This is a genomic window from Streptomyces sp. NPDC036815 (assembly GCF_055609205.1).
This window is the reverse complement of sequence record NZ_JBVJPW010000013.1, coordinates 20,383-41,248: the sequence shown is the minus strand read 5'-3', so window position 1 is coordinate 41,248 and position 20,866 is coordinate 20,383. Positions and strand designations below refer to the sequence as shown.

Annotated in this window: 16 protein-coding genes and 1 pseudogene; 9 read left to right on the top strand and 8 right to left on the bottom strand. The window is 69.5% G+C overall.

Translation table 11 applies throughout. The features are described from left to right. Positions 1 to 34 precede the first annotated feature (34 nt). From ACZ69I_RS25050 to ACZ69I_RS25035, 4 genes are read left to right on the top strand one after another with little or no spacing between them, the layout of a single operon-like run. On the top strand, positions 35 to 2,653 hold the full coding sequence (locus ACZ69I_RS25050) for a sensor histidine kinase (RefSeq protein WP_470834716.1): 2,619 nt from the start codon (positions 35 to 37) through the stop codon (positions 2,651 to 2,653). After that, complete coding sequence (locus ACZ69I_RS25045; RefSeq protein ID WP_467681420.1) at positions 2,650 to 3,084, top strand: roadblock/LC7 domain-containing protein; 435 nt, start codon at positions 2,650 to 2,652, stop codon at positions 3,082 to 3,084. Before ACZ69I_RS25050 ends, ACZ69I_RS25045 begins: the two co-directional genes overlap by 4 nt. A gap of 44 nt (positions 3,085 to 3,128) precedes the next feature. After that, positions 3,129 to 3,542: a DUF742 domain-containing protein gene (locus ACZ69I_RS25040; protein ID WP_470834714.1), complete on the top strand. Its 414-nt coding sequence runs from the start codon at positions 3,129 to 3,131 to the stop codon at positions 3,540 to 3,542. Then, positions 3,523 to 4,128, top strand: coding sequence for a GTP-binding protein (locus ACZ69I_RS25035; protein WP_470834712.1), 606 nt, complete (start codon positions 3,523 to 3,525; stop codon positions 4,126 to 4,128). Before ACZ69I_RS25040 ends, ACZ69I_RS25035 begins: the two co-directional genes overlap by 20 nt. A gap of 95 nt (positions 4,129 to 4,223) precedes the next feature. On the opposite strand, the gene ACZ69I_RS25030 is transcribed toward ACZ69I_RS25035, so the two are convergent. Continuing rightward, positions 4,224 to 4,652 carry a PPOX class F420-dependent oxidoreductase gene (locus ACZ69I_RS25030; RefSeq protein ID WP_470834711.1) on the bottom strand — a complete coding sequence of 143 codons (429 nt, stop codon included), beginning with the start codon at positions 4,650 to 4,652 and terminating at the stop codon, positions 4,224 to 4,226. Positions 4,653 to 4,744: 92 nt separating this feature from the next. On the opposite strand from ACZ69I_RS25030, the gene ACZ69I_RS25025 reads away from it, so the two are divergent. Then, positions 4,745 to 5,158 carry a roadblock/LC7 domain-containing protein gene (locus ACZ69I_RS25025; RefSeq protein WP_467682746.1) on the top strand — a complete coding sequence of 138 codons (414 nt, stop codon included), beginning with the start codon at positions 4,745 to 4,747 and terminating at the stop codon, positions 5,156 to 5,158. A 110-nt stretch (positions 5,159 to 5,268) separates the two neighbouring features. Continuing rightward, positions 5,269 to 6,192 carry a DUF6397 family protein gene (locus ACZ69I_RS25020; protein WP_470834710.1) on the top strand — a complete coding sequence of 308 codons (924 nt, stop codon included), beginning with the start codon at positions 5,269 to 5,271 and terminating at the stop codon, positions 6,190 to 6,192. Between the two features lie 207 nt (positions 6,193 to 6,399). On the opposite strand, the gene ACZ69I_RS25015 is transcribed toward ACZ69I_RS25020, so the two are convergent. The 3 genes from ACZ69I_RS25015 to ACZ69I_RS25005 are packed head-to-tail and all read right to left on the bottom strand — an operon-like array spanning position 6,400 to position 11,174. Beyond that, entirely contained in the window at positions 6,400 to 7,590 is a 1,191-nt protein-coding gene (locus tag ACZ69I_RS25015) for a winged helix DNA-binding domain-containing protein (RefSeq protein ID WP_470834708.1), read from the bottom strand. Positions 7,591 to 7,618: 28 nt separating this feature from the next. Further along, positions 7,619 to 8,521 (bottom strand): acyl-CoA thioesterase, encoded by a 903-nt coding sequence (locus tag ACZ69I_RS25010; RefSeq protein ID WP_389722979.1) that lies wholly within the window; start codon positions 8,519 to 8,521, stop codon positions 7,619 to 7,621. 46 nt (positions 8,522 to 8,567) lie between these two features. Beyond that, positions 8,568 to 11,174: a DEAD/DEAH box helicase gene (locus tag ACZ69I_RS25005; protein ID WP_470834883.1), complete on the bottom strand. Its 2,607-nt coding sequence runs from the start codon at positions 11,172 to 11,174 to the stop codon at positions 8,568 to 8,570. A 28-nt stretch (positions 11,175 to 11,202) separates the two neighbouring features. Here ACZ69I_RS25005 and ACZ69I_RS25000 point away from each other — a divergent pair, with 28 nt between their 5' ends. Continuing rightward, positions 11,203 to 11,997 carry a metal-dependent hydrolase gene (locus ACZ69I_RS25000; RefSeq protein WP_470834706.1) on the top strand — a complete coding sequence of 265 codons (795 nt, stop codon included), beginning with the start codon at positions 11,203 to 11,205 and terminating at the stop codon, positions 11,995 to 11,997. A gap of 149 nt (positions 11,998 to 12,146) precedes the next feature. On the opposite strand, the pseudogene ACZ69I_RS24995 reads toward ACZ69I_RS25000, so the two are convergent. The 3 genes and pseudogenes from ACZ69I_RS24995 to ACZ69I_RS24985 form a co-directional block, all read right to left on the bottom strand. Continuing rightward, positions 12,147 to 12,356, bottom strand: a pseudogene (locus ACZ69I_RS24995) (ABC transporter ATP-binding protein); the annotation flags it as partial. Between the two features lie 635 nt (positions 12,357 to 12,991). After that, entirely contained in the window at positions 12,992 to 14,773 is a 1,782-nt protein-coding gene (locus ACZ69I_RS24990; protein WP_470834705.1) for an ABC transporter ATP-binding protein, read from the bottom strand. Continuing rightward, on the bottom strand, positions 14,770 to 16,605 hold the full coding sequence (locus ACZ69I_RS24985; protein WP_470834703.1) for an ABC transporter transmembrane domain-containing protein: 1,836 nt from the start codon (positions 16,603 to 16,605) through the stop codon (positions 14,770 to 14,772). The genes ACZ69I_RS24990 and ACZ69I_RS24985 overlap by 4 nt, the downstream gene beginning before the upstream one ends. A gap of 215 nt (positions 16,606 to 16,820) precedes the next feature. On the opposite strand from ACZ69I_RS24985, the gene ACZ69I_RS24980 reads away from it, so the two are divergent. Together ACZ69I_RS24980 and ACZ69I_RS24975 are read left to right on the top strand one after the other, a co-directional pair. Continuing rightward, positions 16,821 to 17,570 (top strand): L,D-transpeptidase family protein, encoded by a 750-nt coding sequence (locus ACZ69I_RS24980; protein ID WP_467682754.1) that lies wholly within the window; start codon positions 16,821 to 16,823, stop codon positions 17,568 to 17,570. Positions 17,571 to 17,622: 52 nt separating this feature from the next. Continuing rightward, positions 17,623 to 19,227, top strand: a complete 1,605-nt coding sequence (locus tag ACZ69I_RS24975) for a peptide-N4-asparagine amidase (RefSeq protein WP_470834701.1) — start codon at positions 17,623 to 17,625, stop codon at positions 19,225 to 19,227. Between the two features lie 105 nt (positions 19,228 to 19,332). On the opposite strand, the gene ACZ69I_RS24970 is transcribed toward ACZ69I_RS24975, so the two are convergent. Further along, complete coding sequence (locus tag ACZ69I_RS24970; protein WP_470834700.1) at positions 19,333 to 20,829, bottom strand: Gfo/Idh/MocA family protein; 1,497 nt, start codon at positions 20,827 to 20,829, stop codon at positions 19,333 to 19,335. Positions 20,830 to 20,866: the final 37 nt, after the last annotated feature.

Here is a 20,866-nt window from a genome sequence, read left to right as displayed (position 1 = left end):
CCCAGGACAGCGCATCCACCCCAGCGAGGAGGCCATGGACACCGCTCGAAGCACCCCCGAACCGCCCACGGACACGGCACCCGTGCAGGCGGAGCCGCCGACGCGCGGTCGCCGTGCGCACGCGGGCCGGCCCGCGGATGAACCCCCGGACGCAGAAGGCCGATTCGCCGACCAGACGCTCTACAGGGCCTCCACGCGCGCCGGATGGTGGCGGGTGCGACCACGCACCGTGCGCGCCAAGATCGTGTGCCTGCTGATGGTGCCCGTCGTCTCGCTGCTCGCCCTGTGGGGGTATGCGACCGTCAGCACGGCACAGGGCGTGGCACGCCTGCGTCAGGCGCAGCGTGTGGATGCCAACGTACGCACGCCTGTCGAGGCCGCCGTCACCGCGCTCCAGGCCGAGCGCGCCGCCGCCGTGCGTTACGCGGCGGACCCCGGCGCCGAGCGCGGAGGCACACTGCGGAGGCAGGCAAGACGGACCGACCGCGCCGTGGACGAACTGCGCTTGGGAGATGACCGAACCATCGCCGACGGAGCGGGACTTCCCAAAGGGGTGGCGGACCGGCTCGAAAGTTTCGTGTCGGGCGCCCGGAACCTCCGTTCCACTCGTGCCGAAGTGCTGGACCGTCGCAGGGGATGGGACGCGACGTACGGCCAGTACACGAAGACGATAGGGCAGGCCTTCGCGGTGGGCGGGGCGCTCACCGGCACGCAGGAGACCGCGGAGGGCTCCCACGCGCGCGTGCTGCTCGAATTCTCCAGGGCGGGCGAGATGCTGGCCCGCGAAGACGCCTTGCTCGCCGCGGCCCGGCCGGACGGATCCTTCGAAGGAGCGGGACTTCGGCTCTTCACCGGGGCCGTCGACACTCGCCGGACTCTGACAGAAGCAGCGGTAGCGGACCTCCGTGGACCGGAGCAGGCTGCCTGGCGCGGGGTCGAGGCCGGAAGAGCCTACGGCGTCGTACGCGACGCCGAGGACAACGTGACGCTGGCCCAGCCCGGTCGCAAGGCGCTCGCCGCAGCCCCATCAGAGGCCTGGGACAAGGCCTATGAGGACGTGCGGGACGCGCTGCACGCGATCGAGGAGAAGGCGGACGACAGTGCTGCGGACCGAGCCGATCCGCTCACCCACGGGGTGCTCACCCCGGCGGGCGCCGCGGTCCTCCTCGGGCTGGTCGCCGTCGCCGCCTCACTCGTCATCTCCGTACGCATCGGTCGGGGCCTCGTCATCGAACTCGTCAGCCTGCGCAACGGGGCCTTGGACATCGCCCGGCGCAAACTGCCGCAGGCCATGCGGCGGCTGAGAGCCGGAGAAGAGATCGACATCCGGGCCGAGGCGCCTCCCGGACCACCCGCGGAGGATGAGACGGGGCAGGTCTCCGAAGCGCTCGGCACCGTCCACCGGGCGGCGTTGCGTGCGGCGATCGACCGCGCGGAGCTGGCCAACGGCATCTCCGGAGTGTTCGTCAACCTGGCCCGCAGAACGCAGGTCCTCGTCCACCGACAGCTCAGTCTCCTCGACAGCATGGAGCGTAGGGCGGACGATCCCAACGAACTCAGTGACCTCTTCCGACTCGACCACCTGACAACCCGAATGAGACGCCATGCGGAGAGCTTGATCATCCTCTCAGGCGCAGCCCCGGGCCGGGCCTGGCGGATGCCCGTCTCCCTGACGAACGTGGTGCGTGCGGCGGTCTCCGAAGTCGAGGACTACGCGCGCGTGGAGGTACGCCAGCTTCCCTCGGCATCGGTCATCGGGACCGCCGTGGCCGACCTCACCCACCTCGTGGCCGAACTCGTCGAGAACGCGGCCCAGTTCTCGCCGCCGCACACCAAGGTGCGGGTCAGTGGCGAACCGGTGGGCAACGGTTACGCCCTGGAGATCGAGGACCGAGGGCTCGGCATGGGCAAGGAGACGCTCGCCGAGGCCAACCGGCGCGTCGAGCAGTCCGAGGCGCTCGATCTGTTCGACAGCGATCAGCTCGGCCTCTTCGTGGTCAGCAGGCTCGCGGCTCACCACAGCATCAAGGTGCACCTGCGCACGTCCCCATACGGCGGCACCACAGCGGTGGTGCTGCTCCCCACCGTGCTCCTGCACAGCGGTACGGCGGGAAGCACGGAGACCCACCCCGCCGCACGCGGGAGCGGCCTGGAAAAGGGGTACGCGCGCGTGCAGGGAGCATCACACCAGCACCACGACACCGAGTCCGTTCCTGCCACTGCGCCCCGCCCCGCGTTGGCCGCGGCGACTGAGGCGCCAGCCCCGGCCGGCGTCACCACCCTGCGCCTGCACCAGGACCGAGCCACGCACGAGGCCGCCGACGCGCCTCCTGCTGCTTCAGCCGGCAACGGCAGCGGCTCCCTTGACGACGCCGACACCGAGACCCAGGACTCGTCGGACGACCTCCCGCGCCGCGTACGCCAGGCGAGCCTCGCCCCGCAGCTGCGCGAACCCCACCCCGCGAACGGAGTCGGCACGGCAGGTGCGAGGACGCAGGACGAGCGCAGCCCGGAGCAGGTACGCGCCCGCATGACCGCATACCGCGAGGGCTGGGCGCGCGGCGGGGGCCCGCTCCCGGGTACCGGAGGTACCGGTCCGGCAGAAGAGGGGCCCGTACGGGGCACTGACAGCAGCGAAGGAGACCCCGCATGATCCAGGATCAGCGCATCCCCGGCGGACGTACCGGAGAACTCGACTGGCTGCTGGACGACTTGGTGCTGCGTGTGGGCGAGGTGCGGCACGTGGTGGTCCTTTCCAACGACGGGTTACCGGTCGGCGCTTCCACCGGGCTCGCCCGCGACGACGCCGAACACCTCGCCGCCGTGGCCTCGGGCTTCCACAGTCTCGCCAAAGGCGCGGGGCGGCACTTCGGAGCCGGTGGAGTGCGCCAGACCATGGTGGAGATGGACGACGCATTCCTGTTCGTCGCTGCTGCGGGTGACGGCTCCTGCCTGGCCGTGCTCACCTCGGTGACGGCCGACATCGGTCTTGTCGCGTACGAGATGGCGCGCATGGTCAAACGTGTGGGTGAGCACCTGGACACCCCGGCGCGCAGCGCAGAGCGGCCACCGGCCGCCGGATGACCGAGGGCGGTCGACACCCCCATGACCGAGGACGGTCGGAACTCATGACCGAGGAGACGAGTGACGTGCCGGGCCGGCCCGGCAGCCAGTGGTACGACAACGAGGCCGGCCCCCTCGTGCGCCCCTACGCGATGACAGGCGGACGGACCCGGCCGGGGCCGCATGGAGTCCGCTTCGACCTGATCGCACTCGTGAGGCTCGACCCCAGCGCACCTGGGCCCGGCGACCACACCGCGCTCGGCCCCGAACACCGGGCACTCATCGAACTGTGCCGCCCCGAAACACAGTCCGTCGCCGAGCTCGCCGCCGGCGCCGATCTGCCCGTGGGAGTGGTGAGAGTGCTTCTCGGCGATCTGCTGGAGATGGGCTGCGTGAAGGTCAGCCGTCCGGTACCACCCGCACAGCTTCCCGACGAAAAGATCCTCCGAGAGGTGATCGATGGGCTCCGAGCGCTCTGACGCCATGGCTGCCGAGACCGCTGCCATGGCGCTGAAGATCCTGGTCGCGGGGGGTTTCGGGGTGGGCAAGACCACCTTGGTGGGCGCGGTCAGCGAGATCCGCCCGCTTCGCACCGAAGAACTGCTGAGTGAGGTGGGGCAGTCGGTGGACGACACCGAGGGCGTCGACCGGAAGACCACGACGACGGTGGCCATGGACTTCGGCCGTATCACCATTCGGTCGGGCCTGTCGCTGTACCTGTTCGGCACTCCGGGCCAGGACCGTTTCTGGTTCCTGTGGGACGAGCTGTCACAAGGCGCTCTCGGCGCCGTGGTGCTCGCGGACACCCGTCGGCTCGAGGACTGCTTCCCCGCCGTGGACTATTTCGAGCACCGCCGCATTCCGTTCGTCGTGGCGGTCAACTGCTTCGCGAACACACGTACTTACGGAGCACACGATGTGTCACGCGCCTTGGACCTCGACCGTGGCACACCCGTGGTGCTGTGCGACGCCCGGGACCGCGATTCGGGGAAGGAGGTGCTGATCCGTCTGGTCGAGTATGCCGGGCGGGTCCATACCGCCCGGCTGCTCGATTCGGTGGGCTGAGCCCGCTGGGAACGCTCGGTGGGTGATCGGCGGGTGCCCACCCGGGGGGCTCCCAGCGTGCTGTCAGGCGCCCCGAAGAGGCATCTGGGAGCCGGTCAGTCGGCGACTGCGGCGTACGCCAGGGCCTTGTCGATCCGCATGCGCACGAGGAGTTCCCCAGGTACGCCGTTGCGCTTGCCGAACTCCTCAGCTCGGTCCTCGCCCATGTAGCGTGCGCCGATCCGGGCCGCCCAGTGCCGGAGCTCTTCGAGGTCCTCACTCACTTCGGCGCGACCCTGCAGAACGACGAAGGCGAAGGGCGGCTTGTCGTCGTCCACGCACACGGCCACGCGTCCGTCGCGTGTGAGGTTTCGACCCTTGACGGTCTCCTTGCCGGTGTTGAACACGAGGTCGTCCCCGTCGAGCAGAAACCAGATCGGCGCGATGTGCGGGCTGCCGTCCGCTCTGACGGTCGAGAGCTTGGCGGTGCGGGTGCCGTGTGAGACGAACGCCCGCCACTCGTGATCGGTCATCTTCTGTGCCATGGCCCCATCATGCTTGCCGGGGCGCCGGTCGTGGTGAAGGCTGGCAGGTCAGATCCTCCAGCCAGGGGGAGCGGACACGGGGAGACAGGAACATGGGGCAGAGCATGGGGCTCGGCTGGCTGCTCGACGATCTGACGCAGCGTATAGAGCACGTACGGCATGCGCTGGTGCTGTCCAACGACGGCTTGGTGACCGCAGCGAGCTCGGATCTGAAGCGGGAGGACGCGGAGCACCTGGCCGCGGTCGCCTCAGGACTGCACAGCCTCGCCAAGGGCTCGGGGCGCCACTTCCAGGCGGGCAACGTGCGTCAGACGATGGTCGAGTTCGACGATGCGGTCCTTTTCGTCACGGCAGCGGGCGACGGCAGCTGCCTCTCTGTGCTGAGCTCGGCAGAGGCCGACATGGGCCAGGTCGCCTACGAGATGACGCTGCTCGTGAACCGGGTCGGCGAGCACTTGGGCGTGGGCGCCCGACAGCCGGAGCGCACGCCTGTCGTGGACCTCTGACCTGCTCTGACGTTGCCACGTCAAGGGTTATCCACAGGCTTAGCGAGGATCGCGGTGATCGGGCTACGGTTTTTCCCGAGAGCAAGTTCATCTCACGGGGGAGAGCCACCATGACCGGCGACACCATCACGCAACCCGCCCGCGCAACGAGCCTTCCGTCGGCCGTCACGCCGACCCGGGCGGCGAAGGAACTGGGCCTGAAGCGGAGTGAGTTCGACCTGGCGGTGATGCTGGGTCGTATTCGCACCGTCGGAGAAGCCGCCAGCGGGCAGCGGCGGGTCACTCGCGAGGAGATCGATCGCGTGCGCGGGAGCGAAGGGTCTCCCGCGGCGCTGCGGGAAAGCGTCAGAGCCGTGGGCACCACGGAGGGCGCGGAGCTCATGCACATCACCACGGCACGTTTCACCCGCCTCGCCCGCGCAGGCGTCCTGACGCCCGTGAAGTTCTATCTAAATCGGTACCGCGCCGTCGTGTGGCTCTATCTCGCCGAAGAGCTACGGCACTTCGCCGAATCCGAGATCAACGCCAGGCTGCTCACGGGCCGTATGCCGGAAACGATGCGTCACCGGCTCGACGAAGGCCAGGACCTGCGACCACGTAATTGGCGCGGGCGACACGCGGGATTCTTGCTGCGCCAGTCGGGCGACGCATGGGAGCGCGCCGCCGCCATGGCATCGCTGCTCGACCCGGTGCAGATCGCGGAGATCGTCAGGGACCCCTATGAGCGCGCCTATCTCCAGCGGCTGCAGCCCGTGCCCCGTTCCCATGGGGCGCCTGACTCACCCGGTGCGCGGATCGTAGAGAAGATCACGACCGCGGACGACCCCGACGAAATCCGATGGCTGCGTTCCAGCCTGCTGATCGGCCTCGTGCAGGCCCGAGCTCAGCGCCCGGCACCGCGGCCCGCTCCACGCATCACGTCGGAATCGACCGTTCCTGCCGGAGTGATCGTGCCGCCGAGTGAAGCCGCCGTCGAGGGATCGGCGCAGGAGTCGCGCAGCTTGATGAAGTGGTTGCGCCGCAGGAGGGCGTAGGGCGACCGTTCGATTCGGTAAGCAACGGCAGAAAGCGTCTTTGCCGCGAGCGTCTACATCGCATCGCACTCAAGACGTTCCTGACCATGGCATTGTACACGCCCGGTCGGCCCCACGAGCGCGGCGATCGATGTCCGATGAGCCCAAGCCTTCTGAACGGAAGTACACATGCCCGTCAAGTCCCGTCCTCGGCCTCCTCTGGGCCGGTCATCCAGCCAGCTCCTCCTCAAGCCACGTACGCCCACGGGTACGCGGGGCAAGCCGCGCACCGGCCAGACGAGAGGTGAGGCGCTCAGCCTCCGCATGCACCGCGTCCCGAGCATCAGCACCGGCGTCCTCGAGGAACCGGCACACGACATCGCCCTTGCTGTCCTGGGCCCATCCGCCGACGATGCGGCCGTCCCACCACAAGGACGGGCCGATGTTTCCGTTCCTGTCGAAGAGTCGCGGGCCGTGCTCCCCGAGGAACCAGCCGCGGTGCTGCCACCCCATCGGCGTGGAGTCGAGGGCCGGCAGCAGCGCGGCCCATGGCTCGGGGCGCGGGGATTCCTCCACGTCATCGGGAAGCAGCAGCCCTGTCGCCCCTCCCAAGTCGACCTCAACGGGACGCAGTTCGGTCAGCGCACCCTTCGTCTGGGTCTTGGTCCACCCGGCCCACCAGCGCAGGTCATCGGCGGTGGCAGGACCGAACGCCCGCAGCCATCGCCGGGCAAGCTCCGTCTCGGCAACGTGAGTGTCCCAGTCGGCGAGGCGACCGGGGAACCAGTCAGTCAGTGGCGCCCATCGGTACTGATGGGAAGTCCAGGTGCCGCGCGGCCTCCCGCGTACCACCTGGCCCTCGGTGGCGAGCAGCAGAAGGAGCCGACTGGCAAGCTTCTGCCGCCCCTCATAACTCTTGCCGCGAGCCATGACCAGCTCGGTGCTCAGTCTCGGGTCGGCGTTCGCAAGCTCGGCCGCGGTTGCCTCGCCCCGTTCCCTCAGCGCTTTCAGCACCAATTGCTCGGCCTCCGCCAGCCACGCCTGAACACCCGCCGCGTCATCGGCGACGCCGGACTCCGCAAGCATGCCCAGAACGAGACGGCGTTCGCGCGCGGCAACCGCCCGCGAGCATGCGGCCTGCAGCACCGGAGCGACGTCCAGGGACGTGACGAAGACCGTGCGCCGCATGCCCATCAAGCGGATCAGCGAGTGGTCCTCATAAAGGGCGCGTTCCACGTCCGCCAGGCGGCCGTCCCGCATTCGGGCCCAGGCGCCGAGGTAGACCGAGGACGGGTCGGTGCCGTGCAGAGCCAGCAGCGACCGGGCCACCTCGACCGGATCGTCCGACTTGGTGTCCGCGGTCAACCGGTGGCGCAGTGCCAGCCTCGCCCGTCGCTCCACCACATCAACCCGTCGCACGGCGCCTCCCGCCAAGGATCTCCGTCGGTCACGCGCCTGTTGTCGGACTGTCCATGTGGCGCTCCCCGTACGGGCGGAACAGTCCTTCTTGAACCACCGAAACCAGGAGCCGGCCCTCGGTGTCGTAGATGCGGCCCCGGGCGAGGCCGCGGCCCCCCGTGACGATGGGGGACTCCTGGTCGTAGAGGAACCACTCGTCCGCGCGGAAGGGCCGGTGGAACCACATGGCGTGATCCAGCGATGCCATGTCGAACCCGCGGGGGCCCCACAGCGGCTCCACCGGGATGCGGACGGCGTCGAGGAGCGTCATGTCGCTCGCGTACGTGAGCGCGCAGGTGTGCACGAGGGGGTCGTCACCCAGGGGGCCGACGGCGCGCATCCACACCGCGCTGCGCGGCTCGGCGTCCTTGATCTCCTCGGCGGTCCAGCGCAGCCGTTCGACGTAACGGATGTCGAAGGGCTGGCGCCGGGCCATGCGTTCCCACTGCTCGGGGAGCGCGCCGAGGTGCTCCCTGATCTCTTCCGCGACCGTCGGCAGCGTCTCCGGATCGGGGGCCGTGAGACGCGGCGGCAGTTGGTGTTCGAAAGCGCCCTGTTCGGGCTGATGGAAAGAGGCGGTGAGGTTGAAGATGGTGCGACCCTGCTGGACGGCGGTGACGCGGCGCGTGGTGAAGGAGCGCCCGTCCCTGACCCGTTCGACCTGGTACACGATGGGCACGCCTGGGCGCCCCGGGCGCAGGAAGTACGCGTGGAGTGAGTGGACCGGGCGGTCGCCCTCGGTGGTCCGGCCCGCCGCTACCAAGGCCTGTCCGGCGACCTGGCCGCCGAAGACTCGCTGCAGGGACTCGTTCGGACTGCGGCCCCGGAAGATGTTGACCTCGATCTGCTCCAGGTCCAGCAGATCGACCAGCCGGTCGGCGGGATTGTTCATGACAGTTCCTCGACTCCTGTCCGGGACGCGTGGCTCCTCGGGGCCCTCAGAGCTGGCCGACGTCCGTGACCCGGACGATGGCACGGCCCTCCTCGTCGGAGGCCGCGAGATCGACCTCCGCGCTGATGCCCCAGTCATGGTCGCCGTTCGGGTCGGCGAACGTCTGGCGGACGCGCCACAGACCGTGCTCAGGATCCTCCTCGATGAGGAGCAGCTTGGGACCGCGTGCGTCAGGACCGGTGCCGAGATCTTCGTACTCGTCCCAGTACTTGTCCATGGCCTCGCCCCAGGCATCCGCGTCCCAGCCGGACTCGGCATCCAGCTCGCCCAGCTCCTCGACATGGTCGAGGGCAGCCAGCTCGACCCTGCGGAACAGCGCGTTGCGGACCAGGACGCGGAAGGCACGGGCGTTGGCCGTTACCGGCTTGACCTGGTCGGCCTTCTCCTGCGCCTCTTCCGCGGTCATGACGTCCGGGTTGGCCAGCTGCTCCCACTCGTCGAGGAGGCTGGAGTCGACCTGGCGCACCATTTCGCCGAGCCAGGCGATCAGGTCCTCCAGGTCCTCGGACTTCAGGTCGTCCGGGATCGTGTGCTCCAAGGCCTTGTACGCGCTGGCGAGGTAGCGCAGCACGATGCCTTCGGTGCGGGCGAGTTCGTAGAACGACGTGAATTCAGTGAAGGACAGTGCCCGCTCGTACATGTCCCTGATGACGGACTTCGGGGACAGCGGGTGGTCGCCGACCCACGGGTGGCTGGTGCGGTACGTGTTGTACGCGTGGAAGAGGAGCTCCTCCAAGGGCTTCGGGTACGTGATGTCCTGGAGCCGCTCCATCCGGTCCTCGTACTCGACGCCGTCCGCCTTCATCAGCGCCACGGCTTCGCCCCGCGCCTTGTTCTGCTGGGCCGCGAGGATCTGGCGCGGGTCGTCGAGTGTCGACTCGACGACGGACACCATGTCCAAGGCGTACGAAGGGGACTCGGGGTCCAGGACTTCGAAGGCCGCGAGGGCGAACGTCGAAAGCGGCTGGTTGAGGGCGAAGTCCTGCTGCAGGTCGACGGTCAGGCGCACGATGCGACCCGTGGCGTCCGGCTCGTCGAGCTTCTCCACGACACCGCCGGCGAGGAGGGAGCGGTAGATCGCGATGGCACGGCGGATGTGCCGCAGCTGCTGCTTGCGCGGCTCGTGGTTGTCCTCGAGGAGGTGACGCATCGCCTCGAAGGCGTTGCCGGGCCGGGCGATCACCGACAGCAGCATGGTGTGTGTGACCCGGAAGCGGGAGGTCAGCGGCTCCGGGTCGGAACCGATGAGCTTCTCGAAGGTGCTCTCCGACCAGGCGATGAAGCCTTCGGGTGCCTTCTTACGGACCACCTTGCGGCGCTTCTTCGCGTCGTCGCCGGCCTTGGCGAGAGCCTTCTCGTTCTCGATGACGTGCTCCGGCGCCTGAGCGACCACCAAGCCCGCCGTGTCGAAGCCCGCACGCCCGGCGCGCCCGGCGATCTGATGGAACTCCCGCGCGCGCAGAGTGCGGACGCGGGTCCCGTCGTACTTGGTGAGGGCGGTGAAAAGCACCGTGCGGATCGGGACGTTGACGCCGACACCCAGAGTGTCCGTGCCGCAGATGACCTTGAGGAGCCCGGCCTGCGCGAGCTTCTCGACCAGACGGCGGTACTTGGGCAGCATGCCCGCGTGGTGCACGCCGATCCCATGGCGCACGTAGCGCGAGAGGTTCTTGCCGAACTTGGTGGTGAAGCGGAAGCTGCCGATGAGATCGGCGATCTTGTCCTTCTCCTCCCGCGTGCACATGTTGATGCTCATCAGCGACTGCGCGCGCTCGACCGCCTGGGCCTGGGTGAAGTGGACGATGTAGACCGGCGCCTGTTTGGTCTCCAGGAGCTCGGTGAGCGTCTCGGTGATCGGCGTCAGACGGTACTCGTACGACAGCGGGACCGGCCGCGTCGCGGAGCGGACGACCGACGTGGGACGGCCGGTCCGGCGCGTCAGGTCCTTCTCGAACATGCTGACGTCGCCGAGCGTCGCCGACATGAGGATGAACTGCGCTTGGGGAAGTTCCAGCAGGGGGATCTGCCAGGCCCAGCCGCGGTCCGGCTCGGCGTAGAAGTGGAACTCGTCCATGACGACCTGGCCGATGTCGGCGTCCTTGCCGTCCCGCAGTGCGATCGAGGCGAGCACCTCGGCCGTGCAGCAGATGACGGGGGCGTCGGAGTTGACCGAGGCGTCGCCGGTCAGCATGCCGACGTTCTCGGTGCCGAAGAGCTTGCACAGGTCGAAGAACTTCTCCGACACCAGAGCCTTGATCGGCGCTGTGTAGAAGGTGACCTTGTCCTGGGCGAGAGCTGTGAAGTGGGCCCCCGCCGCGACCAGGCTCTTGCCGGAGCCGGTGGGCGTGGAAAGGATCACGTTGGCCCCGGAGACCACCTCGATCAGCGCTTCCTCCTGGGCCGGGTAGAGAGTGATGCCCTGGTCCTCGGCCCACGTCGAGAAGGCTTCGAAGAGGGCATCGGGGTCGGCATCCGGCGGCAGCTGATCAATAAGGGTCACACCCCCATCTTGCCTTCCTTCCACCCCGATGAGGGAACCGGAGGTCTCCACGAAGATCACGAACGCTACGCTGTGTGGCCAACGGGGCGTCAGAAGAATCGAAATGGGGCGGGCAACAGCAATGATGGGACCGGCACACTCGCTGTCGGGGGCAGCAGCCTGGCTGGGGGTCGGTGCCGCTGCGGCGGCAGCCGGGCACACCATGCCTTGGCCGGTCCTCCTCGTAGGAGCGCTGATCTGCGCCGGAGCGGCGCTCGCGCCCGATCTCGACCACAAGTCGGCGACCATCTCGCGTGCCTTCGGACCGCTCTCGCGGGGCCTGTGCGAGATCGTCGACAAGCTCTCCTACTCCGTCTACAAGGCGACACGAAAGCAGGGGGACCCACGGCGCTCGGGTGGACACCGCACCCTCACCCACACCTGGCTGTGGGCCGTGCTGATAGGAGCGGGCGCGTCGGCCCTGGCGATCTTCGGTGGGCGGTGGGCCGTCCTCGGGATCCTCTTCGTCCATATGGTGCTCGCCATCGAAGGCCTGCTGTGGCGGGCGGCCCGCGGGTCGAGCAGCGATGTGCTGGTGTGGCTGCTCGCCGCGACGAGTGCCTGGATCCTCGCCGGGGTCTTGGACAAGCCCGGCAACGGCGCGGACTGGATGTTCACCGCGCCCGGCCAGGAGTATCTGTGGCTGGGCCTGCCGATCGTGCTCGGTGCGCTGGTGCACGACATCGGGGACGCGCTGACCGTATCCGGGTGCCCGATCTTGTGGCCCATTCCCATCGGCCGCAAGCGCTGGTACCCGATCGGACCGCCGAAGATGATGCGGTTCCGGGCCGGAAGCTGGATCGAGCTGAAGGTCTTGATGCCGGTGTTCATGCTGCTCGGGGGAGTGGGCTGCGCGGCCGCGCTCAACTTCATCTGATTCATCCGACGGCTCGTCTGCGAGCATCAGAAAGTGATCATGATGGGTCGCTCAGCCTTCGCCTGAGGGCCGACCGGCCGCACCGGAAAGCCCTTCCGGTCGCAGGGCGTGACCATCCCCGTCCAGCCGGTGGCCGGGTGCTCGCCGCGTCAGGCGTGCCACAGCGTGGCGGCGGCGCCACCGGCAGCCACGAGCTCGTCGTGGGATCCGAGCTCGGTCAGCCGGCTGTCCTCCGTGACCGCCAGGCGGTCCTCGTCGTGGGCCGTCTGCAGACGGTGGGCGATGGCGATGACGGTGCGCCCGCGGAGGACGGCAGTCAGGGCGCGTTCCGTGTGACGTGCCGTTGTCGGGTCCAGGAAGGCCGCGGTGTCCTGCCCTATGAGGTGGACAGCGGCCCGGCCGACCTGACGGCGGTCGGCCGCGGGCAGGTGCCCGGGTTCGGCCTCGGCGGCCGCGCCGCTCTGGCGGGACCGCGTCGCGGGTGCCATCGGAGCGCTTCATGACTCGGCTCGGTGGGACGGGGGGAGAGCTTGCGGGTACGGGGCGTGTGCTGTTCTTCCGCGTGCTCACTCGTCTCGCCTCCCTCGTCCGTCTCGCTCACCTCGTCCTCCCCGGCGCCGGGCGACACCAGGCGCCGGTAGCCCGGGTGCTCGGCCAGCAGCTCGGTGTGGCGGCCGACGACGGCGGCACGGCCGTAGACCAGGTAGTACACGGCGTCGACCTGGTCGAGGGCGACGGGGACGTGCTGGTGAGTCGAACAGTGCCGGCCGGTCGCCGGGGCGCAGGTCGCCGTCGCACCCCTGGCGCACCAGGCCTTACCCACATCTCTGGCCCGCCAGGACCGACCCGCGCCCCTGGCCCGCCAGGACCGGCCCACGCCCCCCGGTACGTGAGGACCGACCCGTACCCCCGGTACATGAGGGCCGACTCGCACCCCCGTTCCGCCGGACCACTCCCATACCTGCTGCGCGTGTACCTGCTACCCGTGAACCCGCTACCCGTGCCAGGACCGCCACAGCGCCGCGTATGCGCCGTCCGCCTCCACGAGTTGGTCGTGGCTGCCGAGTTCCGTGATCCGGCCGCTCTCGACCACCGCGATCACATCCGCGTCGTGTGCCGTGTGGAGTCGGTGGGCGATGGCCACGACGGTGCGGCCGTCCAGGACGCGGGCGAGGGAGCGTTCCAAGTGCCGTGCCGCACGTGGGTCGAGGAGCGAGGTCGCCTCGTCCAGGACCAGGGTGTGCGGGTCGGCGAGGACCAGGCGTGCCAGGGCGATCTGCTGGGCCTGGGCCGGCGTCAGTGCGAAGCCGCCCGAGCCGACCTCGGTGTCCAGGCCGTCGTCGAGGGCCTGCGCCCAGTCGGTCGCGTCGACCGCGCCGAGCGCCGCCCAGAGTTCGGCGTCACGCGCCCCCGTCCTGGCGAGGAGGAGATTGTCGCGCAGGGAGCCCACGAAGACGTGGTGTTCCTGGTTGACCAGGGCCACGTGCGTGCGCACCTGTTCCGCGGGCATGGCCGACAGGGCGGCGCCGCCCAAGGTGACGTGGCCGGTGCGCGGTCCGTAGATTCCGGCGAGCAGCCTGCCGAGGGTCGACTTGCCCGCTCCGGACGGACCGACCAGGGCCACCCGCGAGCCGGGTTCGACGGCGAGCGACACCTCGCGGAGCACGTCGACGCCCGCGCGGTAGCCGAAGTGCACGTCGTCGGCGAGGACATGGCGCCCCTCGGGAACCAGGGACGAGTCGCCGGAGTCCGGTTCGATGTCGCGCACTCCGACGAGCCGGGCCAGCGAGACCTGGGCGACCTGAAGCTCGTCGTACCAGCGCAGAATGATCCCGAGCGGGTCGACGAGCATCTGCGCGATCAGGACCCCCGTGGTCAGCTGGCCCACGCCGATCCAGCCCTGGAGGACGAAGACACCGCCGATCATCAGGGTCGAACAGAGCACGGTCACGTGGGTGAGGTTGATGATCGGGAAGAGGACCGACCGCAGATAGAGGGTGTACCGCTCCCAGGCGGTCCACTCCTTGATGCGGCGCTCCGAGAGTTCGACGCGGCGGGGACCGAGCCGATGGGCCTCGATCGTGCGTCCCGCGTCGACGGTCTCGGTGAGGGCGGCGGCCACGGCGGCGTACCCGGCGGCCTCCGACCGGTAGGCGGACGGCGCCCGCTTGAAGTACCAGCGGCAGCCCAGGACGAGGAGGGGTACGGCGACGAGCACGGCGGGAGCCAGCGGCGGTGCGGTCACCGCGAGCCCGCCGAGCAGCAGCACGACCCACACCACACCGATGGCGAGTTGCGGCACGGCCTCGCGCATGGCGTTGGCGAGGCGGTCGATGTCCGTGGTGATCCGCGAGAGCAGATCGCCGGTACCGGCCCGTTCCAGGACGCCGGGCGGCAGCCCGACGGAGCGTACGAGGAAGTCCTCGCGCAGATCCGCGAGCATCCGTTCGCCGAGCATCGCACCGCGCAGCCGTACCTCGTGCACGAAGTAGGCCTGCACGAGGAGTGCGAGGACGAACAGGCCGATGGTGAGCTCCAGATGAAGGTCACGGGAGTCGTCCGAGACCTTCTCGACCAGGTCGCCGAGCAGGTAGGGCCCGGCCATCGAGGCGACGACGGCGAGCGTGTTCACCAGGATGAGCAGCAGGAACGACCGGCGGTGGCGTCGGAACAGTTCGCGCACGTAGGTGCGCACGGTCGCGGCCGAGCCGACGGGCAGGGTCTCCGCCGTCGTGGGGGCCGCCGGGTCGTATGCCGGGGGCGCCAGGCCGGTCATGCCGTCTCCTCGATGTCGAAATCAGTCAGGGTTTGTGCGGCGAGACGTTCGTCGTCGGTCTCGCGGGTGACGACCGCGCGGTACCGCGGCTCGCTGTGCACCAGTTCACGGTGCTCGCCCACCGCGGCGACCTCGCCGTCGGCGAGGAAGACGACGCGCTCGGCGTGGTCCAGGAGCAGCGGTGACGAGGTGAGCACCACGGTGGTGCGGCCCTGGCGCAGCTGCCGGACGCCCTCGGCGACCCGGGCCTCGGTGTGCGAGTCGACGGCGGACGTCGGTTCGTCGAGCACCAGTACGTCCGGGTCGGTGACGAGCGAACGGGCCAGGGCGAGGCGTTGGCGCTGGCCGCCGGAGAGGGAGCGTCCACGTTCGGTGAGGTGGGCGGCCATCGGGTCGTCGTCCACCGATGCCTGCGCAAGCGCGTCGAGTACGTCGGCGCACTGCGCCGCGGTCAGTGCGTCCTTGGGACTGACGTCTCCCGACGCCGGTACGTCGAGGAGCGCGCGCAGTGTGCCGGAGAGCAGGACGGGGTCCTTGTCCTGGACGAGGACGGCGGTGCGGGCGGCGTCCAGCGGCAGGTCGTCCAGCGGTACGTCGCCCAGGCGTACGGACGGCAGCGCCGAGGCTTCTTCGAAGGAGGGGTGTCCCCCGAGCCGTTCGGCGAGTCGGCCCGCTTCGTCCGGGTCGCCGCAGACCACGGCGGTGAACCGACCGGCCGGGGCAAGCAGGCCCGTGGCCGGGTCGTACAGATCACGTCCTGACAGCTCGAAATCGCCTGCCGAGTCCCCGGAGCCCCCGACCCCAGAGCCTTCATCCTCAGAGCCCGCCGCCTCCACCGTCCTCTGCAGCGCAAGAACCCGTGCCGCCCGCTTCGCGGAGGGGCGCGAGAAGGAGTACGCCATGGCGATTTCCTCGAAGTGCCGCAGCGGGTAGTTGAGCATCATGATGGCGCTGTAGACCGTGACGAGCTCGCCTACCGCGATGCGGCCCTCGCGCGCGAGGTGCACACCGTGCCAGACGACCGCGATCAGCAGCAGTCCCGGCATCAGGATCTGGATCGCCGAGATGACGGCCCACATCCGGGCGCTGCGTACCGCGGCCGTGCGGACTTCCTGGGAGGCGCGGCGGTATCGGTCGAGGAAGAGCTCCTCGCCGCCGATGCCGCGCAGCACCCGCAGCCCGGCGACGGTGTCGGAGGCCAGTTCCGTGGCTCGCCCCGCCTTCTCGCGCTGGAGGTCCGCCCGACGGGTGGCTCGGGGCAGCAGCGGCAGCACGGTGAGCGCGAGCACCGGGATGCCCACCGCGACGACGACTCCGAGAGCGGGCTGGTAGATGACGAGCCCGACGCAGACCAGGACGACCGTGAGGGCAGCCGCCGCGAAGCGCGACAGGGCCTCAACGAACCATCCGATCTTCTCGACGTCGCCGGTGGAGACCGCCACGACCTCACCGGCGGCGACACGCCGGGTCAGCGCGGACCCGAGCGCCGCGGTCCTGCGGGCGAGCAGTTGCTGTACGCGGGCCGCGGCCGTGATCCAGTTGGTGACAGCGGTGCGGTGCAGCATCGTGTCGCCCACCGAGATGCCGATGCCGAGGAGGCCGATCAACGCGCCCGCGATGGCGAGCCGGGCGCCGGAGCGGTCCAGTACGGCCTCGACGGCGACGCCGACCATGTAGGGCAGGCCCGCGATGGAGGTGAAGTGCAGCAGGCCCCAGGCAAGGGACTTGAGCTGCCCGCCGAGCTGGTTGCGGCCCAGCCACAGCAGGAAGCGCGGCCCAGACCGGGCATCGGGGACGCCGGGGTCGGGAAACGGAAGGTCGCGAATCTGCATGATGTCCCAGCACTCGGTGCGGCGGCCGTTGCTCCAGGAAGAAGACCGAGCGAACGGACGAATAGGCGGATGGCGGTTGCAAACCGTGAAAGGTTCGCCTCGCGCGGTGGTCCGAAGCAAACGATTTTCCGCTCCGAGGTAAAGAATCGGCCCGGTCCCGGCGTGGGCCGAGGGGCTGGGCCGGAGTCACGCGGACCGGGTGCGACCATGGGCGGATGCGTATAGCCGGTGTGGTGCGAACGGTGGTCGCGGTGGCGGCCAGTGGTGTCCTTCTGACGTCCTGCGCGAGCGGTGACGACGCTTCGGGGAAGGGCGACGCCGGGCACGGCAAGAGCACGGGGCAGGGGAGAGGCCAGGGCGCCGGGGCCGTGGATCTCCGGCGCATCCCTGATGTGGGCGACCGCCTGCAGTCCGAGATTCCGAAGAACTCCCGTCAGGTCGTCGCGGTCTACGGCGACGGCGAGGACTCGGCCAAGTCGACCGTGGTGCTGTACACGAAGTCCGGCGGCAAGGACACGACCTGGGAGAAGGCCCGCAGCTGGCCCGCGCACAACGGCAAGAAGGGCTGGACCACCGACCACCGGGAGAACGACAAGCGGAGTCCGGTCGGCGTGTTCACGCTCACCGACGCGGGGGGAGTGCTCGCGGACCCGGGTGCCAAGTTCCCCTACACGCAGTCCGCGTCCATCCAGGCTCCGCACTACTGGCCCAAGACGCACTGGCACGACTTCGACTACGTCATCGCCATCGACTACAACCGCGCGAAGGGCACTCCGCCGAACGACCCGACGCGCCCCCAGGGCCAGTCCAAGGGCGGCAGTATCTGGCTGCACATGGATCACGGAAGTGGCACGTCGGGCTGTGTGAGCCTGTCCAAGCCGGGCATGGAGGCCCTGCTGCGCACGCTCGACCCCGAGCAGCACCCCGTCGTCGTGATGGGAGACAGGGCCAACCTGCGGGCGTGAGCCGCCGAGCGGAACCATTGCGGTGATCGGCGACTGCCCATAGAAATCACCCATGAGAAGACGCGTCATGTCCATGCTCGTGGGTGCGGTCCTCGCCGCGAGCACCCTCCTCGGTGCCGGTCCGGCCGCCGCCGACACGCCTCCGCCAGAGTTCGGCAACGACTGGCACGACCCGGTCACCGCCGCGCCGCCGGTGCCGAAACCGCACACCAAGTTCTGTGAAGTGACCGTCGCCGAGGCGCAGTTCAAAGACTTCACGCCGTACAAGGGGTCCTACGCCCCTCCGGAGAAGTGCGGCAAGGGACACTGGGGCAAGGTGGTCCTGCGGCTCGACGGCAAGGTGAAGGGGCGACAGTACGACCGCCTCGGCTACCTCCGTATCGGCGGCGTAGAAGTCTTCCGCACGTCGACTCCGGAGCCCTCCGCCGACGGCATCACCTGGTCCGTGGAGAAGGACGTCACCCGGTACAGCGAGACGCTGGACCGCGACCAGCAGGTCGAGATGCTCATAGGGAACGTCGTCAACGACACCTACACCGGCATCATCGACGTCGAAGCGACGCTCACGTTCTACGAGCGGGGGAAGCACGGGCACGCGTCCCCGGCCGTCCCCGACCGCGTCGTCCCGCTGGGGGACACCACCAGCCTCACCACCCCGCGCAACAGCGAACGCATCATCGCCGAGGTGTACGCGACCGGGTCCGGCGGCGGGTGCGAGGAGTACTGGTATCTGACGGTGCCTGATGCCGCGCCCCATTCGTGCAAGGCCGACCGCGGCCCGTACCGCGAGGTGCAGGTCAAGGTCGACGGTCAACTGGCCGGAATCGCCGCACCGTTCCCCACCGTCTGGACCGGCGGCTGGTCCAACCCCTTTCTCTGGTACGTGATCCCAGGACCCCGCGCCTTCGACATCAAGCCCATCGAGTACGACCTGACCCCCTTCGCGGGCATCCTCAACGACGGGCGCCCGCACCGGGTGGAGGTCTCCGTGGTCGGCGTCCCCGAGGCGCAGACCGGCTGGAGCACCCCGGTCAACGTCCTGGTCTGGCAGGACGAGAAGCGCGACCACGTCACGGGCCGCCTGACCCGTCACCGGGAAGGCACCCTCGCCAACGAGTCGACGTACAAGCCGGGTTCCGGCGATGAGGCACACCGGTTGGACACGGAGGGAGGCCACCGGCTCAGCGTGTCGGGGTACGTGAACACCTCCCACGGACGCGTGGCGACGACCGTGACCCGCACCCTCGCGAACACATCCGTCCACCGCTGGACCGACGGCGAGGCGATGGACACGCTCAAGGCGACGTGGACCGACCGAGAGACGGTCACCACGGGCCGCCGCGCGGTGCGCACCGACCGGACGTACACCATGGACGGCACGACCACTCTCGGCGACGGTGACCGGCTGCGGACCAGGATCGCCCTCGGCGACCGCACCGAGAGCGCCACGACCAGCGGCGGACGGCGCGCCAACGGGTCGGTGCTGGAGGACCGTTACGACGGCGACGCGACGTACACCGCCAACGTTCCGCGCGATCAGCGGCACGCCGTGGGCACCTCGCGCGAGCGCTACCGGCTGATCGGCGACACGGGCTGCTACGACCGCACCCTCGCCACCGCCCAGGGGACCCTGACGGAGGACCGTCGGCGCTGCTGAGCGGAGAGAGGCTGGGGGAGGGCGGGGCCGGACAGGACCGGGCAGGGCGGCGCCTCGCCGCCCTGCCCGCCCGCCCTCGTCAGCCCGCCCAACCCCCTCACCCCGTCACGCCTCCTGCGGCTTCTCGGAGTCCAGGCCCGGCCTGGACTTCTTCCACAGGCCGCGCGTGAAGTCGGGGATGGCCTGCGGGGCGCCCTTCGCCTTGATCGACAGATGACTGAGCGGCACGGGCGACGTCCAGGTCGCGGCGTCGTACACATCGAAGTCCGGCACCAGGCCGAGCCGCATGGTCTGCATCAGACGGAAGATCATGATGTAGTCCATGCCGCCGTGCCCACCGGGCGGGTTGGCGTGCTCCTTCCACAACCAGTGGTCGAAGTCGGCGTACTTGGCGAAGTCGCCCCACTCGTCGTTCGTGTGGTCCGGTTCGATGTAGATGCGCTCCGGGTAGTCCTCGAAGACGCCCCGCGTGCCGCCCAGGCTGTTGATGCGGCTGTAGGGGTGGGGCGTGGAGACGTCGTGCTCCAGGCGGATCACCCGTCCCTTCGCGGTCTGGACGAGGCTGATCGTGCGGTCGCTCTCGATGTACGTCTCCTTCCAGCTGGGGTCGCCCGCCGGCATGTGCGCCTTGCGGTACTCGGCGAGGCCGAGCGAGGGCGTGCCGAAGCTGGAGATGTGCGTGACGCGGTCACCGCGGTTGACGTCCATGTAGTTGGCGACGGGACCGAAGCCGTGATTGGGGTACAGGTCGCCGCGCAGCCGGGTGTGCCACAGCCGCCGCCACGGACCCTCGTAATAGTCGGGGTCGAACATGAGGCCGCGCAGGTCGTGGTTGTACGCGCCCGCGCCGTGCAGCAGATCGCCGAACTTACCGGCGTGGGCCATCCGCAGGACGCGCATCTCGTTCTTGCCGTAACAGCAGTTCTCCAGCTGCATGCAGTGCCTGCGGGTGCGCTCGGACAGGTTCACGAGTTCCCACAGCTCGTCCAGGCGCAGGGCGATGGGGCACTCCACGCCGACATGCTTGCCGTTCAGCAGCGCCGACTTGGCCATCTCGAAGTGGAAGTCCCAGGGCGAGGCCACGTAGACGAAGTCGATGTCGCCGCGCTTGCACAGGTTCTCGTAGTCGTGCTCGTCTTTGGTGTACGTCGCCGGGGCGGGCTGGCCCGCTGCCGTGACCTTCTTCGCGGCGGCGGCGGTCTTCTCCTTGACCGGGTCGCAGAGCGCGACGACGCGGACGCCGGGTATCGCGAGGAAGAGGTCGATCATGCTGCCGCCGCGGTTGCCGAGTCCGATGATCCCCACCCGGACCGTGGAACGCCGCTGGAACGGCACGCCGATCATGGTCTTGCCCTGGCGGGCCGGGGCTTCGGCCGTGTCCTGCGCAGTCGTGTCCGTCGTGGCCGTGGCGGCGGGAGCGTCGGCGTGCGCCGTGCCGCCCGCGAAGGCGCCGACCCCTAGCCCCGCGCCCGCGAGGCCCGCCGTCCGGAGCACCGTACGGCGCGAGTGGCCGTCTCCCTTCGTGCCATCGGCGCCGGGGCCATCGACGCCGTCGTAGGGGTTGGTGCCGTCGGGAGTCGGTGTCGCGTTCTCGTCGTGCATCGGACCTCCGTAGCTGAAGGGCGGCTGGTCTCTACCA

What these genes read in the sequence shown, in the direction of transcription:
- ACZ69I_RS25040 (WP_470834714.1), top strand. Translation starts at nt 3,129, where the DNA reads ATGACCGAGGAGACGAGTGACGTGCCGGGCCGGCCCGGCAGCCAGTGG.
- ACZ69I_RS25020 (WP_470834710.1), top strand. Translation starts at nt 5,269, where the DNA reads ATGACCGGCGACACCATCACGCAACCCGCCCGCGCAACGAGCCTTCCG.
- ACZ69I_RS25000 (WP_470834706.1), top strand. Translation starts at nt 11,203, where the DNA reads ATGATGGGACCGGCACACTCGCTGTCGGGGGCAGCAGCCTGGCTGGGG.
- ACZ69I_RS24970 (WP_470834700.1), bottom strand. Translation starts at nt 20,829, where the DNA reads ATGCACGACGAGAACGCGACACCGACTCCCGACGGCACCAACCCCTAC.
- ACZ69I_RS24980 (WP_467682754.1), top strand. Translation starts at nt 16,821, where the DNA reads ATGCGTATAGCCGGTGTGGTGCGAACGGTGGTCGCGGTGGCGGCCAGT.
- ACZ69I_RS25030 (WP_470834711.1), bottom strand. Translation starts at nt 4,652, where the DNA reads ATGGCACAGAAGATGACCGATCACGAGTGGCGGGCGTTCGTCTCACAC.
- ACZ69I_RS24975 (WP_470834701.1), top strand. Translation starts at nt 17,623, where the DNA reads ATGAGAAGACGCGTCATGTCCATGCTCGTGGGTGCGGTCCTCGCCGCG.
- ACZ69I_RS25010 (WP_389722979.1), bottom strand. Translation starts at nt 8,521, where the DNA reads ATGAACAATCCCGCCGACCGGCTGGTCGATCTGCTGGACCTGGAGCAG.
- ACZ69I_RS25035 (WP_470834712.1), top strand. Translation starts at nt 3,523, where the DNA reads ATGGGCTCCGAGCGCTCTGACGCCATGGCTGCCGAGACCGCTGCCATG.
- ACZ69I_RS24990 (WP_470834705.1), bottom strand. Translation starts at nt 14,773, where the DNA reads ATGACCGGCCTGGCGCCCCCGGCATACGACCCGGCGGCCCCCACGACG.
- ACZ69I_RS25025 (WP_467682746.1), top strand. Translation starts at nt 4,745, where the DNA reads ATGGGGCAGAGCATGGGGCTCGGCTGGCTGCTCGACGATCTGACGCAG.
- ACZ69I_RS24985 (WP_470834703.1), bottom strand. Translation starts at nt 16,605, where the DNA reads ATGCAGATTCGCGACCTTCCGTTTCCCGACCCCGGCGTCCCCGATGCC.
- ACZ69I_RS25050 (WP_470834716.1), top strand. Translation starts at nt 35, where the DNA reads ATGGACACCGCTCGAAGCACCCCCGAACCGCCCACGGACACGGCACCC.
- ACZ69I_RS25045 (WP_467681420.1), top strand. Translation starts at nt 2,650, where the DNA reads ATGATCCAGGATCAGCGCATCCCCGGCGGACGTACCGGAGAACTCGAC.